Origin of the sequence: Ruegeria atlantica, from assembly GCF_001458195.1 — a bacterium.
In the GTDB taxonomy this organism is placed as follows: Bacteria; Pseudomonadota; Alphaproteobacteria; order Rhodobacterales; family Rhodobacteraceae; genus Ruegeria; species Ruegeria atlantica.
The window spans coordinates 157,016-173,837 of sequence record NZ_CYPU01000011.1 but is presented as its reverse complement, the minus strand read 5'-3'; the positions used below and the strand labels follow the sequence as shown (position 1 = coordinate 173,837).

Below are 16,822 nucleotides of genomic sequence, written 5' to 3'. Positions count from 1 at the left end.
CTGTTATGCGGTAGATACGGCCAATGCGTCGGCATTGACTGTGTAGTCGGGTTTTTGTCCTGTCAGGACCTTGGCCACCTGAGTGGCCGCGGTGACCCGTGCTGCGTGTATGGATTCCTCGGAATAGTAGGCGGCATGTGGCGTTACGAGGACGTTGGGCAGTGTGAACAGCGGGTTGTTATCAGGCGTCCAGTTGGCGCGCTTGGCCGGCTCTTCTTCGGGGTCGTCGAGCCCTGCAGCAGCCAGATGGCCTTCGGTCAGCGCCCGGAACAGCGCCTTGTTGTCGACCGTTGGACCGCGTCCAGTGTTCACGAGTATCGCACCGGGTTTCATGACAGAAAATTCGGCATCAGACAGAAAGTGATGCGTGTTCGGCGTCATCGGAGCCTGCATCAGAATATAGTCGGACCTAGCCAGCAATTCGGGCTTGCTCACCAGCTCGACCCCAAGCTTCGCGGCAGCTTCTCTTGGCAAATACGGATCATAAGCGATGACCGCAACTCCGAAAGATTGCGCCCGAGCTACGATGGCTTGCCCGATTTTCCCCAGCGAGACGACACCCATCGTCCTCCCACGTAACCGGTAGACCGGCTGTCCGCTTTGCCACTGCCAGACCCCTGCATGAGTTGCCCGATCATAGTCGGGCAACTTGCGAGCCAGGGTCAGCCAAAGGGCAATCGCGTGATCGGCAACTTCCTCGGTACAATAGTTTTGCACGTTAGTGACGAGGATGCCTTGTTCCGTGGCCGTGCCAACATCCACGATATCCACGCCGACGCCATATCGTGCGATGACCTCGCAGTTGCGCATCCGCGTGATCGTTTCCTTCCCGATCCGGGCATATTGATTCATCATCGCAGCGCAATGCGGCGCGACATCGAACAGGTCTTCCTGACGCTTGGCTTGAAGCGCGATCACTTCGGCACCCGCGGCTTCCAGGATTTCCGTTTCAACGGCGACGTCGCCAAAATCGTAGTCGGTTATCACGACCTTGGGCCTGTCCGTTCTGGGGGGAAAGTTGGCGCGATCAGTCATAGGCACCCGCCGAATAGGTCAATTCATACGAGTGACTGTAAAGCTCGAAGATGTTGCCAAACGGGTCCTCCATATAGACCATGCGATAGGGCTTTTCGCCTGGGTAATATTTACGCACCTGTTGCATGCGCTGGCGGCCACCCAAATCTTCGATGACCTTGATGCGACCTTCCAGATCCTCGTCCTGCACGCAGAAATGGAACAAACCGCGCCGCCAGTATTCAAACGGACGTTCCTCTTCGACGGTTCTCGGGAATTCGAATAACTCGATGCCGACACCATCTCCCATCGACAAATGAGCGATGCGGAAGCTTCCCCAACCTTCCCCAAACACATCGTCGCACATCTGACCAATGGCGCTTTCGTCATGCAGGATTTCGGTTGGTTCCATCAGCACATAGAGACCAAATGCTTGGGAATAAAACTCCACGGCTTTTTCCAGGTCCGGAACCGTGATGCCGATATGTGAGAAAGTAAGAGCAGCCATGGGAGGCTCCTTTTGTTAGCAGTTAGAGAATGTTACGAACGATGCCGCCTTCGATCCGGTGCGCAGAACCGTTGGAGGCTGAGCTGGCCGAGATCGTGACGATCATGCGGGCGACCTCGTCTGGTTGGACAAAGCGCTGTATGAGCGATGTGGGTTCATCTGATTTGAAGTAATTGTCCACGATCGTGTCGAGCGGCTCACCCTTTTGATCGGCGAGGCCGTCAAAATAGACCTCGACACCTTCTGTCCAGGTTGGACCTGGCAGGATCGAGTTAACCCGGACTTTCGTACCTTTTGTGAGCTCTGCCATGCCACGTGTCAGACCTAACATGGCAGTTTTGGTGACAGAATAGTGCACCATCTGAGGCAGTGGTTTGACCGCTGCTTCACTGGCCATATTGATGATGGACCCTTCCCCCCGGCGTAGCATCTCGGGCAGGAAAATCCGGCTCATCCGAACGGCGGACAGGACGTTGATGTTGAAGTAATGCATCCAGTCGTCATCGGTCAGATCCTCAAACGGTTTGACCGAAAAGATGCCGACATTGTTGACCAGCACATCAACTGTACCGCGCGCTTGCGCGAAATCCGCCAGAGTATCCGCATCAGCGGTTTTTGTTAGGTCGGCCGCAATGCCTTCAACCTCGCCCAGAGATGACAGGTCATCGACGCAGGCGGACACTTCCGCCTCGGTCAGGCCATGCACGATGACCCGCGCGCCTTCTTCCAGATAGACCCGGGCAGTGGCTTTGCCGATGCCGGAACCTGAACCGGTCACCAGAACCTGCTTATCTTTAAGTCCCAGATCCATCTCAGGCTTCCTTTTTAATGCTTGATGATTGCTGTGACGACGAGCGGCCGAATATACGCCCCATGAGGGCCGAGATTTCCGCGCGCCACATGTCTATGCCAACGGCCAACAGGATGATCAGGCCCAGCACGATGTTCTGAACGGACGACGGCGCCGCGTTCAGGTTAAGGCCATTCTGGACAATAACGATCGTCATCGCTCCCATCAGTGTGGCGAGGATGTTGCCACGCCCGCCTGCAAGACTGGCGCCCCCAACTACAGCAGCAGCAATGGCCTGCAGTTCCAGCGTCTGGCCATAGTTGGGCGAACCCGAGTTGAGGCGTGCTGACATCAGGATGGCCCCGACAGCCGTCATGAAACCCGCGATGACAAATGTCGTGGTCTGAACCTTACGGACGTTGATGCCCGTCAGAACGGCAGCGGCTGGGTTGCCACCCACGGCATAGATCTCTCGGCCGAGTTTTGTGAAGTTCATCGTGAACGCGGCAAGGGCATAGAAGAACACGAGGTAGAAGAACGGCAACGGAACGCCGAACAGCTTACCGTAAAAGATCGGCTCCAACGCTGGATCCAGCGAAAAGATCGGCGAGCCGTTGTTGAAGGTCAGCGCAAGGCCTCGAAAGGCAATCAATGCCGCCAGTGTGGTGATGAACGACGGGATGCGCCCGTAGGCGGTTATCAATCCGATAAAAAGACCGAGCAACCCGCCAAAAAAGAGAATGAGTGGCAGCGCCAAAACCAGCGGAATACCGATGAATTTCAACAACTGCGCAAGGATCATGGTTAGCAAGGCCACCATCGACCCTGAACTCAGATCAATGCCCGCCGCGAAAATCACGATGGTAGATCCAATTGCGATCAACGCCACAATGCTCACCTGCAAGGACAGGTTCGACAGGTTGCCTGGGTTCAGAAAGCGCTCTGTCGTAAGGGCGACAATCAGGGCGACGATCACCATGGCTGCAAATGGCCCAATCAATTGAGTGTCAAAGATCCGCTTCATGCGAAAGCCTCCTCAGGCTTGGAATGGGGAATGTCGGCGGAAGCGCGCACTAGATCGTCATGAGTAAGCTCAGATGCATCGACCGTGCGCGCGATTGTGCCATGTTGTACAACGGCAATCCGGTCACTCATCGCCAGCAACTCGTCATGGTCCGAACTGATCAGGATGATCGATTTTCCCGCACGGGTGAGCCTGTTGATCAGCTTGTAGACGGCGATCTTGGCGCCAATATCGATCCCCTGTGTCGGCTCATCGAGGATCAGGATGTCCGAGGCAGAGAACAGCCAGCGCGCGATCACGATCTTCTGCTGATTGCCACCAGACAGGAAATTGACCGTTTTTTCTTCGGCCTGGGTCGAGATTTCCAGATCGCGGATCAGATCATGGGTGGCTTGATCTTCCACCTTAAGGTTCAAGATTCCGAACCGGCTTAGCTCGCCTAAAGACGCTGCAGTGACGTTCCCGCTTGCGCGAAAGTTGAAGAACAACCCGTCAAACTTGCGGTTTTCCGGAACGAGGGCCAATCCAGCACGGATCGCATCGATTTCCCGGCGGAAGTGAACCGGTTTGCCGTTCAGCGTTACTTGCCCGGCAATCAATTCGTCGGTCCCGAACAGCGCGCGCGCAATTTCTGTGCGGCCACTGCCCAGGACGCCGCCCAAGCCCAAAACCTCGCCCCGGCACAGTGAAAACGAAACATCTTTCACACCTGATTTTGTGGCCAGACCGGACGCCTCCAGCACAATACCATCGGTGGCGTTCTGCTCTTTGGGATAATGCTCACCAATGTCCTCACCAACCATGGCGCTGACAATCTCAGAGACGTTGATCTTGGTCTCACCACTTGCGCGCACAACGCATCCGTTGCGTAAGATCGTCACTTCATCGACGATCCGCTCAACCTCATCCAGCCTGTGAGAAACATAGAGGATGGCGGTGCCGCGTTCGCGCATATTTCGCAAAAGCTGGTGCAGGCGCTCAATCTCATCTTCGCCCAATGCCGCAGTTGGCTCATCAAGGATGATCATGCGGGCATCCATCGCGATGGCTTTCGCGATCTCGACCAACTGTTGCTCGCCTACCGACAGCGTACCGGTGATAGTTTCGGGTGAAACATTGACATCCATTTCCGCCAACACTCGGGCGGCTTCATCGTAGACCCTGGCCCAATCGATCACACCAAAGCGAGACCGAGGCATATTGCCAAGGAAGATGTTTTCGCCAACCGATAAGGTCGGCACGATCGAGAATTCCTGAAAAACTGTCGCGATGCCCAAATCGCGCGCCGCCTGCGGGTCGCTGATTGTGACAGACTTTCCATTGTACAGGATTTGGCCGCTATCTGGTTGCTGTACGCCGGACAAGGTTTTGATCATCGTGGACTTGCCACAGCCGTTTTCGCCCAGCAGCCCATGAATGGAACCGGGCATAAGCCGGATGCAGACCTTGTCGTTCGCCAAGACACCGGGATAGGCCTTGGTAATATCGACAAACTCCCAAAGGGGCGTTGCGGGTGTCATTGCGATTGCCTCGACAAAAATGAAATTCGGCTGGTTTGCAACCCGGCAGCACGCACGCGCGCCACCGGGATGCGGGGAGATGGCTCAGTATTCTTTGGACGGTTGTGGGAAGAGCTTTTCAGGTTCTTGCAGCACACTGATCGCGCCATCCTTGTCCTCAATCGATGTGGGCGTTTCGATCCAGCCACCGGGATAAGACCCGTTAAGCGCATCAATAGTGGCGTGCATTGCTGCTTTACCCATCAGGAATGGTGAAGTGTTGACTGTTGCCGTGATGTTGCCCGCCGCGATCTCTTCAAGGCCGGACGTGTCGCCATCATTGCCCAATAGAACGATGTCATTTCGGCCGAGTGCTTTCGCAGCAAAGGATGCTCCAATGATCATGTAGTCATTCGCAGCAAAGATCATGTCGAGATCGGGGTTCGACTGCAGGATATCCATGCCAGCTGTGTTGCCGCCTTCGACGTTCCATTTGCCATCGATGGATACAACGACTTCAAAGTTGTCGTTGCCCTCAATGCCGTCAAGAAAGCCACCCACCCGCTCGGTTGAGTGATACCCTGGCTGCCCTTCGATGATGCCGACCTTCAATGGTTGATCGCCATAGGTCTCGATGGCCCAATCAGCGATGGCCTGAGTACCATTGCGCTGAGAATACCCGACCACACCGTGGATCGGAGTCGGAAAGTTCGGGATGTCCGAGTTGATCATCAAAACAGCCATGCCCTTGTCAACGGCCTGCTTAAGTAGCGGCGCCGCAGCAAATTCATCATGCGTTCCAAAGATGATCGCATCCACATCCTGTGTCAGTACATCCTGGATCATACCCATCTGACCGTTGATATCCGCGCCAGACTGAGGCGCGAGCATGAAGACTTCGACCCCGGCCTCCGCAGCGACCGCTTTGATGCCCTCACCAATGGCGATGTAGTAGTTGAACTCGGTAGCCGGTGGCATATACGCGATCCGGAACGTGTCATTCTTGGGTTCAATCGCATCAATCGCAGCCTGTGCCCCGTCCTGCAACGGCACCGGTGTCGGATAGTTCTCGGCCATTGCGACCGTTGCCAGCGTGACGAACCCCGCGGCAAGCGTAGTGCTCATAAGCGTTTTCAACATTGTTTTCTCCTCCAGAAATTCGTTGGTTATCCGTTGAACGGCGTGTCGATCACGCCACGAATGCCGGGTTTCACGGCGAAGAGACCGCCGGATTCCGGTTCTTTTGATAAAGCGGCTTCGTCACTCATCAGCCGCGATGTCGTTATGAAAAGCGTGTCGAGGTCTGGACCACCGAATGCGCAACAGGTGGGCTTCCAGACCGGCACCTCGATCACGCGATTGATCGTGCCGTTGGGTGCAACACGCACAACGCGATGGCCTTCCCATTCGGCATTCCAGACACCGCCTTCTGCATCCACGCAGGACCCATCGGGCAGGCCGGGTTCATCCTCGAAAGAAACATGCATCCGACGGTTCGAAACAGATCCACTATCAGTGTCGTAGTCGAACGCCACGATTTCCCGATCCGGGGTATCGGCAAAGAACATTGTAGTTCCATCCGCCGTGAAGCAGGTCGAATTGGCGCAAGACACCCCTTCGATGATTGTGCGCACGTTCAGATCCGTGTCGACGCAAATAACCGACGAATCGGCATTACCCGAGACTTCGTTCATCCCCCCGACAATCAACCGCCCCTGACGATCAGTCCGCCCGTCATTCAACCGCGTCTCCGCGTTATTCGACTCGAATCGGGTGACGAGGGATTCTTCTTTCATGGCCTGATCGAGCAAAACGACACGATCTGCATAAGCAACGATCAGCCCTCCAGAGATCCGCGGAGCAAAGCAACATACGCGCTCTGGCATCTTATGAGACGTGCTTTTCGAAGTTACCGGATCAAATGAGAAAAGCGCGCTGCCTTCGATGTCGGTCCACCAGACAAGCCCATCGGCGGGATTCCAGAAAATCCCTTCCCCGTGCTGGTTCTTGCAGTCAACCACCAACTCTGCGCGCAATTTTTTGACCTCCATTATCGCATTCTGATATCTGATATACCAGCTTGCCTAATCTGGTGTATCAGATATCTTGCATCTGGCAACACCTTTTTTGGAGATATCCCCAGATGGCCCTTGAGAGACCCAAATCATTGCGTGAACTCGCACTGGAGCATTTGCGGAACAGCATTATCGATGGCTCCCTGAAGATGGGTCAGGTTTTGTCGGAGCGAAAAATCTCCGAAGAGCTGGGCGTGTCTAAGTCACCGGTCCGCGAGGCGCTCGCTCAATTGCGTGACGAAGGGTTGGTCAGTATCGAACCGCAAAAAGGCGCACGCGTGTTTTCCTTGTCTGAACCGGAAGTCACCCAAATCTGCGACTTCAGACAAGCGATTGAAACAGCCGCCTTCGAACTGGCATTGTCGCGTGACCCTGAAGGACTAGCGAATGAAATGCAACGCGTCGTGACGGAAATGGAGCGAGAACGGAGGCGCGGCAACGAGAAAGGCTACCTTTCACTAGATACCACGTTTCATCAGTTGATCTTCGAACATGCCGGGAACGATTATTTGACGGCTAGCTATACCCGATACATCGGTAAGATTGCAGCACTACGAACCCACCTGGCGAAGCTGCCGCAGCACACCGAACTCTCTTTTGATGAACATGCGAAGATTGCGATTGCAGTGCGCGAAGGGAACATGGCCAAGATCAAGTCTCTTCTTACGGCACATATTGATCGCACGCGGCAGGCCTACAAGAGCGCTGCAATTGTTCTCGAAGGAGCCGCTGCGCCCTGACGCATAGAGCAGCTGAGTTTTTGAAGGGGGGCGGGCCATATCGGCACCGCCCCTTTCTTGTTCCGCTTCACCGCTATCTCTTTTTGATTGACATCTGAGATATCAGATGCCAATCAAAAAGCGGGAGGAGCTTTGTATGACACCTGCAATGGAACATGGCGCACTGAGGTCACAGCCACTGATTCAACTGGAAGCGGCTGGCAAAAGCTTCGGAACGAACATTGTTTTGGACGGTGTCGACTTCGAGTTGAGACCCGGTGAAGTTCACGCGCTTTGTGGTGAAAACGGTGCTGGGAAATCCACCTGCCTCGGTCTTCTTTATGGACTTCACCAGCCTACAACCGGGCGAATCCTGTGCGATGGCAACGAGCAGCTGATTGAAAGCCCGTCACATGCGCAATCACTCGGTATTGGCTGTGTCTTTCAGGAACTCAGCCTCGCCGGTGCCCTCTCCGTAGCGGAAAACATCTTCGCAGGCCGCGTGCCCACCCGGTTGGGTGTCGTCGACTGGCCTGAATTGCGTCGTCGGGCGGAAGCGTTGTTGGCGGAGTTCGGTCTGGATATTGATGTTTCCATGCCGGTTGACGGCCTTCCGATTAGCTCCCGCCAGATCGTAGAAATTGCCAAGGCGTTGTCACTGAACTCCCGCGTCCTGCTTTTGGATGAGCCAACTTCAGCATTGGCACCCGATGAAGTGGACGCACTATTCGACGTCTTAAAGTCCCTTACAAAGAAGGGGATTGGCATCGTGTATGTCAGTCACCACATGGCCGAGATCTTCCAGATTTCAGACCGCATCACTGTTCTGCGCGACGGACGCCGCATCAGCACATTGCCCGTGTCAGAAACCTCACAGGAAAAGGTCGTTGCCGAGATGATCGGCGGCGCACATCCCGGTGATGTCACCCGTTCGGATCAAGGCGGCGGCAACGAGGTTTTGAATGTAAAGAACCTGACGCACCCCGCCGAGTTTGAAGACATTTCGTTTTCCATAAAAGCCGGAGAGATCGTTGGTATGGCCGGTCTAATGGGCGCCCGCCGCAGCGAGATTGTCCGGTCCATCGCTGGACTGATGCATGGCGCGACAGGCGAAATCAGATTGCATGGCAAGCCAGTCAGCTTTGCGTCCTTGCGGCAAGCGATGCGCGCTGGTGTCGGGTTTGTCCCCGAGGAACGCAAGACCGAAGGTCTATTTCTGGAACAATCGCTCAGCGACAACCTGATTGCAGCCAGTCTTTCCGAACACACGTCTGTCGGTTTCATACGTGCCAGCACAATCAAAGCTGCGAGCCAGGCCGCCATTAACGCCTTCAGTGTCAAAACCAGCGGGATTACCGAACTTGTTGGCGATCTGTCAGGGGGCAACCAGCAAAAGATCATGCTGGCAAAATGGCTCAAACGTGCTCCAGCTCTTCTGATCATCGAGGAGCCCACAAAAGGTGTTGATGTCGGGGCCAAATTTCAGATTCACACAGAGCTTTTACGTCGAGCCGCCGAAGGGATGGCCATCCTCGTGGTGTCATCCGATTTCCCTGAACTTGTCTCTCTCTCTTCGCGCATCCTTGTGGTTCACGACGGTCGCCTCATGGGCGATGTCGCGGCAGCTGAGGCAACCGAGACTACGCTTCTTCAATTGGCCGCCGGAAACTCTGTTCCATCGGTGGATGCAACTCAACCCAATCAATCAGGAGTCGCGACGTGACCATGACAGCTCAAGCCAATTTGCCCATGAAACCACCCCTGTTGCGCCGTGTCCTGCAAGCCTTTGTTGATATTCGTGAGTTAACGCTGATCGTCCTGATCGCCGCCATCATCATCGTAATGTCCAACATCAACCCCTACTTCCTGAGCTTCTCGAACTTTCGAGCAGTAGCTGTGGGCATGGCACCGACCGCAATCATCGTGATCGGCATGGCGATCCTGCTTGCATCCGGTGGTTTCGATCTGTCGGTTGGGTCGGTAATGGCCCTGTCTTCCACCGTCGTCGCCATGCTGCTTTTGTCCGGTATGGCAATCCCGCTCGCCGTAGCCTGCGGGCTCATTCTAGGTGGCATCGTGGGCGTGGTGAACGGTGTGCTGGTGACCGGCCTCGGGATCAATCCGCTGATCGCAACGCTCGGCACGATGTCGATCGCACGCGGTATAGCCCTCGTATTAACCGAGGGGTTTTCAGTATCCAGCCTGCCGACGTCTTTCGCCTGGATCGGTAAAGCTGACATCGGCGGCTTTCCGGTGATTGTTTTGTTCACCATTCTGCTGGTGATCCTGTTTGATCTGGCCGTCCGCCATACGCGTTTCTTTCGTCAGGTCTATTTCATTGGCGCCAATGAAAAAGCCGCGATGCTCTCAGGCATCCACGTCACACGCGTGCGCATCATTCTGTACGCACTGACCGGTGTCCTGGCTGCTCTGGCGGGTGTCTTGCTGGCTTCCCGCCTGATGAGCGGTACGCCCACGGCAGGCAATGGCATCGAACTGCAAGTTCTGGCGGCGGCCGTCATCGGCGGCGCATCTTTACGAGGAGGAGAAGGCACTATCCTTGGAGCTTTCCTTGGCGTCGTTTTCGTCGCGTTAATCAACAACACCATGACGATGCTGGCCGTATCGATCTACTGGCAGATGATCGTCATCGGCGGTGTACTCGTTACAGCAGTCGCCTTGGACATGCTGATCCGAAGCAAACGGGGCTAGGCCCGAAGCTCTCCAAAACTCAACAACAACCAAAGATCCAAAACAGGGAGACTACGATGACCGAATTGAAAGTAAATCGGCGCAAGCTGCTGACAGCGGGCACGACTGCGGGACTGGCCGCCGCTTTCGGACTGCCCATGCTGTCCAAGGAAGCCATGGCGCAAGCCGCTGGCAAGGAATACGTTTTCCTGTCCATCGTCACACAAGTGCCGTTCTGGGTAGATTATCGCAACGCGATGGAAGATCTTGAGGAGTTGATGGGCATCAAAGCCACGTTCACGGGCCCCCTAGATTTTGACACTGCAGCGCAAGCGCGCCAACTGGACGAATTGATCGCCAGACGCCCCGCAGGTATCCTCATCTTCCCCGGTGATCCGGCTACTTTGGCACCCGGCGTTGAACGCGCGGTCGAAGCCGGGATTCCGATCACGTGCTGTATAGGTGACATTCCCGACAGCCCCCGGTCCACGTTCCTCGGCATCAATGGCGTTCAGGCAGGACGTGTCGGCGGCGAGATGCTGGCGCAAGCGATTGGCGGCAAGGGGAAGGTCATCCTCGGCACGTTTCCCGCTCCTTCCACGCTGGAGCGGGTCGAGGGATACAAACAAGTTTTCGCTGAGAAATACCCGGATATCGAAGTCGTCGATGTTGTGAACGACAAGGCCGACCCGTCCTACGCGCCAACAGCCTATCTTCAAGCCATTCAGGCAAACCCGGATATTGTAGGCATTGGCGGCACAGATGGCGACAGCGGCAAAGGCGCTGCGATAGCGGTCAACGAGGCGGGTCGCAAGGACATCAAGATCGTCGCGATGGATCGTAATGACGACATGCTGCCCTACATCGAAGACGGCACCATACACGGTGCTGTGGCCCAGAAGTCCTATTTGGAGATATTCCTCGCCTTCCACATGATGCATTGGCAAAATACCGATGCGTTGAAGGTCTTGCCGGATTGGAAGGCCGCCGGGATCAACCCGCTGCCTGAACGCGTCGAAACCGGGGTGATGCCGATCACGTCCGAGAATGTCGCACAGTTTAAGCACGTCTAAATTTTCATCCCGGCGCGGCCATGTCGCGCCGGAACACCGTCAGGGAGCAAACATGCCGGACAGATGGAGTGTTCTTCAGCTACAGCAGGGCGATCTGCGACTGACACTCCTGCCAGGCATTGGAGGCCGTCTTTGGGACGTGAGTTTTCATGGGCGCTCACTCCTCTTTCAAAACCCAGATCTTGACGGATTCGAGGTCGATGACACCCGGCTCGCCGATTTGCCTACACGCTCTCCACAATTTGGCTTTCCACTTTGGGGGGGCGAGAAGACATGGATCGCCCCTGACGCGTCTTGGGAAAACGGCGCTCCGTTTCCCGTGTTGGACAGCGGCTCCTACCAGATCACTTCGAGAAGCAGCACTCGTATCGACCTGACCAGCGCCGTCTGTCCCTTATCTCACTTATCTGTTTCGCGTCGCATCACACTGACTTCTGAGAAGAGCTGGGACATTGAACATATCGTTGCCAATCATGGAACTTCCTCGCGCTTGACCGGCATTTGGTCGGTCATGATGCTTAACACCCCAACCAAGATCGGCGTCGAAATGGATCATCCTGTGTTTTATCCTGTTTTCGGCTCTGCCGAACAGATGGTTGCAACGCACGGCAGAAGCGCTGTCGTGGATTGTAGCAGGCTGCAGGAATTCAAGATAGGACTTCCGAACCCCAACAGCCGGACGCTGGTAAAGTGCGGAACGGATGGACCTTTGTTGATGTGCTCAGTACCGGAACCTCGGCAAGGTGACCGATTTGCGCATCACTATCCATTCGAGGTCTTCAATTCAGGCGATTACGCCTACTGCGAAGCAGAGTGGCACTCCCCCGTGCGCGACCTCGCCCCAAATGAAACGCTGAGTTTTAGGCAAATGTTCCGCGTCTTGACGGACGAGGACGCATCACAAATGCCTGTACGTCTCAAACGCTACAAGGAATTCCTGTCATGCATGTCCTGATCACAGGCGCCGGCGGGCATCTTGGACGCAAACTGTTCGACACGCTCGAAAGTGATCCCGGCTACACCGTATCTGGCATTGACATCCGGCCCGTCGATCATCCCGACATTCATACCGCGGATCTGTCCGACGACAGCACTTGGACAAGCCTGCTAAAGGGTGTGGACGTGATCGTACACCTTGCTGGTGACAGAGAGCCCGCCGCAACGTGGCCCTCAGCGATCAAGCACAATATGGATGCAACCCTTACGCTCTATCACCATGCGGTCGCCATGGGTGTCAGTCGCGTGGTTCTTGCCAGTTCCAATTGGATCCATGGCGACAAGAGATTCACGCATGACGCGCTTAATAGCAAGACGCCTCCTGGCCCGGTGAATGCCTACGGTATGTCAAAACTGTTCTGTGAACGGACAGGGGCTTACTTCGCCGAGCATCACGAACTGTCTGTCATTTGTCTGCGCATTGGCTGGACGCAATGGACTCATGACAACCAACCCGGCACGCATATGGCGATGGGCCGATGGGGCCAAGAAATGTGGTTGAGCGATCGGGATTTCCTAAGCGGCATGCGCGCCGCAATTGATGCTAAGGACGTTTCCTTTGCAGCACTGAACTTGATGTCGGATAACCCGGGCATGCGTTGGGATATCACCGAAACGCAGCAAGTGATCGGCTATTCGCCGAAAGATGGGAGCCCGGCGAAAATCACTGCAAGCATTGCCTTTAGGTCTGCGCTGAAGCGCCTCTTTGCAGTCTGGCTCCCCAATTATTTCACGACACGTTTTCCAGATTGGTAGAGTACAAGGTCCGGGCATTGTTGTTGCGTTGCGCAATCAGTTTCCGAAACATATCCTTAAGGTAAGCGCTGAAAAGGTCAGCGTTGTTCGCATTGCGGTTGTAGGCGACCGACGTCTCGAGCGGCAGATTTCGCAACCATTGGATGTTTGATGGTGCGATAACAATCCGCGAACATCGCTAAGCGGTTTTATGTGAAGCGATCTCTGGTTGAGTAGTGGCCATTCAGTGGAACAAGTACGAAAAGCTGCCTCGCGGGACCAAGCGCCATTTCGCTGCACAAGGCTTCAAAGTCCGGTGAAGGTGCATCAAGATCGCCGTGCCTGGCACCTGGGGTGGAAATCGGTCATTCGCTGCAATCGCAAAAATTCGCTTTGATTGTTACAGGTTTCGGGTTCCGAGTAGAAATAGAAATGAACTAGACGGCTATGGGAAGCTCAAGCGTAACGCTTGCTCCTTTTTCGACTTGGTTGATCGCGACCACTCCTTCATGGCGCTCCGCCACCGCTGAGACAATTGACAACCCCAAACCGCTGCCTTCGGAGTACTCGAGCTGCGAAAACCGACTGAACGCGGCTTCGCTTTGGTTAGGCGAAAGACCTGTTCCGTCATCGGCCACAGTTAGCTTGACGTTCCCGCCCTCACAGTGCAGCAAGACTGAAATTCGGCTCAATTTTGTACCACCGTGCTTAACAGCGTTGTCCAGCAGATTTTTGATGGCCTCAGTCAAAAACACACGATCCCCTGAGATCACGATCGGGGTGTCCGGCATCGCGACCTCAAAGTCGATCCCTTTTGCGAGGATATGAACGCCCATCTCTGCACAAGCCTCTTCCACGACTACGCGGAAATCAATCTCATCCATCTGATCCTGATGCGTAGGTTGCCGCAGTCGTTCCAGCGACAATAACTGTTGCGCCACCGTGGCCGAGTTTTTTGCTGCGGCCACAAGCTCAACAATGCGTTTGTCCCTGTCCTCATCCGTTTTCGCATCTCTCAGTGCTTCGGCCATGGACTGGACCGCGGCTGCTGGGTTTCGTAGCTGATGCGCGGCTTCTGAAATAAACACTTGATGAGCGTTGATGCTGTGTTCAACCTGCCCAAACAGCCGATTCAGGGTTTTGACAATGCCTCGTACTTCGATCGGGACCGACCGTTTGATTTCGCTGAGGTCGTCTGGCGATCTCAGCGCGATTGCTTCCTGTAAATCGAGCAACGGTCGTAGACCGCGGGCAACGCCGAACCACACGACAATGGCAAGCGTCGTCAACAAAATGCCCATCAGAATTGCAGCGCGGAGCGACAACTGGTTGGCAAATGCATTTCGGTCGGCCATGAGCTGCCACACAGTTACAGTCGCGTCCCCCACCAGATTTTCCAAAGTGACGCGCTCGGTCATTCTGAGAACCCGGACGGGCACCTCCCGGTGCACAGATTCAAAAAAATGTGGACTGTAAGGGTCTTGTTGCGATGATGCAGCAGATGTTGGCGGGTACGCGTAGCCAGTGACATAGCTGCCGCCCGGACCGGTCACGTGATAGAATATCTCTCCACCGGATGCTTCGCGGATCATACTGCGCGTCGAGGGCAACAACGCGTCGCCGCCCGAGATAGCGACATCGCGCGAAATTGCGAGCCCCGCAGACAGTAAGCTTTCATCGAAAAGCTCCTGCGCTGTTTTCTGTGCGACGGTAAAGCGCCAAAACCCAAGCAGAAACGCAAGCAAAACCAAAGGCGTGAGGATCAGCAGGAACAACCTGAGCCTAAGTGATCGGTGCGGGATCACTTCTGCACCTCAAGCAAATAGCCAAGCCCGCGGGCCGTTTTGATCTGGATGCCCAGATCCTGAAGCCGCTTCCGCAACCGGGACACATGGGGTTCTACGGCCGAATCCTCGACATCCGTCCCGACGCCGTAGACGTAATCGGTCAGTTGGCTTTTGGGGACAATCCTGCCTCGGCGTTCCAGCAGGCATTCAAGCACGGCCAATTCCCGGCGTGGCAGGTCCATTACCTCTCCGTGAACGGTGACCTGCCGTGCCGAGCGATCGAATTCCAATCCGCCGATGGTTTCGCGCGCGCCATAGTCGAGGTCCTTTCGACGCGAAAGCGCACGAATGCGGGCTTCCAACTCATCCATCTCGAAGGGTTTGACCAGATAATCGTCAGCGCCCATATCCAGACCCAGCACACGGTCGCTTGTCTCTGACCTGGCGGTCAGCAGGATCACCGGCGCACCATCTCCGCGATTGCGCAAGGATTGCAGGATTTCAAGCCCGGACCGGCCTGGTAAGTTGATATCCAGAACGATCAGGTCTGCACCTTCCTGTTCCAGATAGGTGTCAGCCTCGTCGCCATCGGTCAGCACGTCAGCTGCATGGCCACGATCACGCAGGCGATACGCAATGGCGTTGGCAAGTGGCTCGTTATCCTCGACGATGACAATCCGCATCGGGGCTCCTGCAAGTTTCGCGCAAGGTTGGCCCTTCATGATTGCCAGATGGGAGGGGGAATCAACCCCACAGTTCTATTTGCGATCACGGTGGTGCCAAGAGTGCCTTCGTGGTTGTCTGGTCAATAGGGAGGAACCAATGACCATTTCCAACTTTACCCGTCGCGCCGTCGTGGGGCTGATCGCTGCCGCCGGGCTGGCCGCGCCTGTCGCTGCTGAGGTCGATTTCTCGGGCAAGACCATTGAGTGGGTCATCCCGTTCTCGGAAACGGGCGGTTCGGCCAAATGGGCCAACTTCTTTGCGCCGCTTCTGTCCGAGGCGCTGCCCGGCCAGCCAACCGTTGTGGTGAAGTTCATGCCGGGCGCAGGCTCAACCAAAGGTGCAAACTGGTTTCAAGAACAAGAGCACGACGATGGCACGCTTTTGTTCGGAACATCCGGTTCAACCCAGTTTCCCTACCTTCTTAGCGACCCGCGCGTGCGCTATGAATACAACGACTGGATTCCGGTCATGGCGTCGGGCACCGGAGGTGTCGCCTATCTGAACCCGGAAGATGGGGCCAAGTTCGACGGTTCTGCAAACGCACTGAAAGACACAAGCTTCATCTATGGTTCGCAAGGTGCCACCCGGCTGGATTTGGTACCGCTACTAGCGTGGCAGATGCTGGGCATGGATGTTGAACCAGTCTTTGGCATCAAGGGTCGCGGTGATGGCCGACTGATGTTCGAACGTGGTGAGGCCAACATCGACTATCAGACCTCATCGGGTTATCTGGGCGGCTCGGCCCCATTGGTTGAGGCCGGTCAGGCTGTTCCGATGATGACCTGGGGCGCACTGGATGCCGATGGCAACATCGTTCGCGACCCGACATTCCCGGACATAGCTACCTTCAAAGAGGTTTGCGAAGCCACCGATGGCTGTGAAACCAGCGGTGAGGCGTGGGACGCATGGAAAGCGTTCTTTGTTGCAGGTTTCCCGGTTCAGAAATTGGCCTTCCTGCCGGGTGATACCCCGCAGGACGTCGTCGACACGTACACGGCAGCCTTCCAGGCAGTCACTGAGCGTGCTGATTTTGGCGATATTTCGTCCAAGCGGGTTGGTAAGTACCCGGTGTTTGTCGGAGACGGTTCCAAAGCCGCCCTGCAAACTGCAACGAGCGTGGATGATAACGCCAAACAGTATGTCCTGAACTGGCTTAAAGACTCCTACGGCGTCGAGCTTAATTAA

Annotated in this window: 16 protein-coding genes; 7 read left to right on the top strand and 9 right to left on the bottom strand. The window is 55.6% G+C overall.

Features of this window, described 5'->3' with window-relative positions:
• Positions 1 to 3: 3 nt before the first annotated feature.
• From RUA4292_RS03355 to RUA4292_RS03325, 7 genes are all read right to left on the bottom strand, one after another.
• Positions 4 to 1,035 carry a C-terminal binding protein gene (locus RUA4292_RS03355; protein ID WP_058276297.1) on the bottom strand — a complete coding sequence of 344 codons (1,032 nt, stop codon included), beginning with the start codon at positions 1,033 to 1,035 and terminating at the stop codon, positions 4 to 6.
• On the bottom strand, positions 1,028 to 1,522 hold the full coding sequence (locus RUA4292_RS03350) for a lactoylglutathione lyase family protein (RefSeq protein ID WP_058276296.1): 495 nt from the start codon (positions 1,520 to 1,522) through the stop codon (positions 1,028 to 1,030). Before RUA4292_RS03350 ends, RUA4292_RS03355 begins: the two co-directional genes overlap by 8 nt.
• Positions 1,523 to 1,544: 22 nt before the next feature.
• A complete protein-coding gene (locus tag RUA4292_RS03345; RefSeq protein WP_058276295.1) occupies positions 1,545 to 2,333 on the bottom strand; it encodes an SDR family NAD(P)-dependent oxidoreductase in 789 nt (262 codons plus the stop codon).
• 1 nt (position 2,334) lies between these two features.
• Positions 2,335 to 3,336: an ABC transporter permease gene (locus RUA4292_RS03340; protein WP_058276294.1), complete on the bottom strand. Its 1,002-nt coding sequence runs from the start codon at positions 3,334 to 3,336 to the stop codon at positions 2,335 to 2,337.
• Entirely contained in the window at positions 3,333 to 4,856 is a 1,524-nt protein-coding gene (locus RUA4292_RS03335; RefSeq protein WP_058276293.1) for a sugar ABC transporter ATP-binding protein, read from the bottom strand. Before RUA4292_RS03335 ends, RUA4292_RS03340 begins: the two co-directional genes overlap by 4 nt.
• An 84-nt stretch (positions 4,857 to 4,940) precedes the next feature.
• Complete coding sequence (locus RUA4292_RS03330) at positions 4,941 to 5,975, bottom strand: sugar ABC transporter substrate-binding protein (RefSeq protein WP_058276292.1); 1,035 nt, start codon at positions 5,973 to 5,975, stop codon at positions 4,941 to 4,943.
• A gap of 26 nt (positions 5,976 to 6,001) precedes the next feature.
• Positions 6,002 to 6,886 (bottom strand): SMP-30/gluconolactonase/LRE family protein, encoded by an 885-nt coding sequence (locus RUA4292_RS03325; protein ID WP_233493326.1) that lies wholly within the window; start codon positions 6,884 to 6,886, stop codon positions 6,002 to 6,004.
• Positions 6,887 to 6,978: 92 nt separating this feature from the next.
• Between RUA4292_RS03325 and RUA4292_RS03320 the strand changes: the two genes are divergently transcribed.
• From RUA4292_RS03320 to RUA4292_RS03295, 6 genes are all read left to right on the top strand, one after another.
• Positions 6,979 to 7,650 carry a GntR family transcriptional regulator gene (locus tag RUA4292_RS03320; RefSeq protein ID WP_058276291.1) on the top strand — a complete coding sequence of 224 codons (672 nt, stop codon included), beginning with the start codon at positions 6,979 to 6,981 and terminating at the stop codon, positions 7,648 to 7,650.
• 136 nt (positions 7,651 to 7,786) lie between these two features.
• Complete coding sequence (locus RUA4292_RS03315; protein ID WP_058276290.1) at positions 7,787 to 9,352, top strand: sugar ABC transporter ATP-binding protein; 1,566 nt, start codon at positions 7,787 to 7,789, stop codon at positions 9,350 to 9,352.
• 2 nt (positions 9,353 to 9,354) lie between these two features.
• On the top strand, positions 9,355 to 10,341 hold the full coding sequence (locus RUA4292_RS03310) for an ABC transporter permease (protein ID WP_233493328.1): 987 nt from the start codon (positions 9,355 to 9,357) through the stop codon (positions 10,339 to 10,341).
• 56 nt (positions 10,342 to 10,397) lie between these two features.
• Entirely contained in the window at positions 10,398 to 11,393 is a 996-nt protein-coding gene (locus RUA4292_RS03305) for a substrate-binding domain-containing protein (protein ID WP_058276288.1), read from the top strand.
• A gap of 52 nt (positions 11,394 to 11,445) precedes the next feature.
• Positions 11,446 to 12,348: a hypothetical protein gene (locus RUA4292_RS03300; RefSeq protein WP_058276287.1), complete on the top strand. Its 903-nt coding sequence runs from the start codon at positions 11,446 to 11,448 to the stop codon at positions 12,346 to 12,348.
• Positions 12,336 to 13,145 (top strand): NAD-dependent epimerase/dehydratase family protein, encoded by an 810-nt coding sequence (locus tag RUA4292_RS03295; protein ID WP_058276286.1) that lies wholly within the window; start codon positions 12,336 to 12,338, stop codon positions 13,143 to 13,145. Before RUA4292_RS03300 ends, RUA4292_RS03295 begins: the two co-directional genes overlap by 13 nt.
• 416 nt (positions 13,146 to 13,561) lie before the next feature.
• Here the strand turns inward: RUA4292_RS03295 and RUA4292_RS03290 are convergent, their stop codons facing one another.
• Positions 13,562 to 14,929 carry a sensor histidine kinase gene (locus RUA4292_RS03290; RefSeq protein WP_233493325.1) on the bottom strand — a complete coding sequence of 456 codons (1,368 nt, stop codon included), beginning with the start codon at positions 14,927 to 14,929 and terminating at the stop codon, positions 13,562 to 13,564.
• The gene (locus RUA4292_RS03285) at positions 14,926 to 15,594 is read right to left on the bottom strand and encodes a response regulator transcription factor (protein WP_058276324.1); all 669 of its coding nucleotides are present in this window, start codon (positions 15,592 to 15,594) and stop codon (positions 14,926 to 14,928) included. The genes RUA4292_RS03290 and RUA4292_RS03285 overlap by 4 nt, the downstream gene beginning before the upstream one ends.
• A 139-nt stretch (positions 15,595 to 15,733) precedes the next feature.
• On the opposite strand from RUA4292_RS03285, the gene RUA4292_RS03280 reads away from it, so the two are divergent.
• Positions 15,734 to 16,822, top strand: coding sequence for a type 2 periplasmic-binding domain-containing protein (locus RUA4292_RS03280; protein WP_058276285.1), 1,089 nt, complete (start codon positions 15,734 to 15,736; stop codon positions 16,820 to 16,822).

What these genes read in the sequence shown, in the direction of transcription:
- RUA4292_RS03355 (WP_058276297.1), bottom strand. Translation starts at nt 1,035, where the DNA reads ATGACTGATCGCGCCAACTTTCCCCCCAGAACGGACAGGCCCAAGGTC.
- RUA4292_RS03350 (WP_058276296.1), bottom strand. Translation starts at nt 1,522, where the DNA reads ATGGCTGCTCTTACTTTCTCACATATCGGCATCACGGTTCCGGACCTG.
- RUA4292_RS03345 (WP_058276295.1), bottom strand. Translation starts at nt 2,333, where the DNA reads ATGGATCTGGGACTTAAAGATAAGCAGGTTCTGGTGACCGGTTCAGGT.
- RUA4292_RS03340 (WP_058276294.1), bottom strand. Translation starts at nt 3,336, where the DNA reads ATGAAGCGGATCTTTGACACTCAATTGATTGGGCCATTTGCAGCCATG.
- RUA4292_RS03335 (WP_058276293.1), bottom strand. Translation starts at nt 4,856, where the DNA reads ATGACACCCGCAACGCCCCTTTGGGAGTTTGTCGATATTACCAAGGCC.
- RUA4292_RS03330 (WP_058276292.1), bottom strand. Translation starts at nt 5,975, where the DNA reads ATGTTGAAAACGCTTATGAGCACTACGCTTGCCGCGGGGTTCGTCACG.
- RUA4292_RS03325 (WP_233493326.1), bottom strand. Translation starts at nt 6,886, where the DNA reads ATGGAGGTCAAAAAATTGCGCGCAGAGTTGGTGGTTGACTGCAAGAAC.
- RUA4292_RS03320 (WP_058276291.1), top strand. Translation starts at nt 6,979, where the DNA reads ATGGCCCTTGAGAGACCCAAATCATTGCGTGAACTCGCACTGGAGCAT.
- RUA4292_RS03315 (WP_058276290.1), top strand. Translation starts at nt 7,787, where the DNA reads ATGACACCTGCAATGGAACATGGCGCACTGAGGTCACAGCCACTGATT.
- RUA4292_RS03310 (WP_233493328.1), top strand. Translation starts at nt 9,355, where the DNA reads ATGACAGCTCAAGCCAATTTGCCCATGAAACCACCCCTGTTGCGCCGT.
- RUA4292_RS03305 (WP_058276288.1), top strand. Translation starts at nt 10,398, where the DNA reads ATGACCGAATTGAAAGTAAATCGGCGCAAGCTGCTGACAGCGGGCACG.
- RUA4292_RS03300 (WP_058276287.1), top strand. Translation starts at nt 11,446, where the DNA reads ATGCCGGACAGATGGAGTGTTCTTCAGCTACAGCAGGGCGATCTGCGA.
- RUA4292_RS03295 (WP_058276286.1), top strand. Translation starts at nt 12,336, where the DNA reads ATGCATGTCCTGATCACAGGCGCCGGCGGGCATCTTGGACGCAAACTG.
- RUA4292_RS03285 (WP_058276324.1), bottom strand. Translation starts at nt 15,594, where the DNA reads ATGCGGATTGTCATCGTCGAGGATAACGAGCCACTTGCCAACGCCATT.
- RUA4292_RS03280 (WP_058276285.1), top strand. Translation starts at nt 15,734, where the DNA reads ATGACCATTTCCAACTTTACCCGTCGCGCCGTCGTGGGGCTGATCGCT.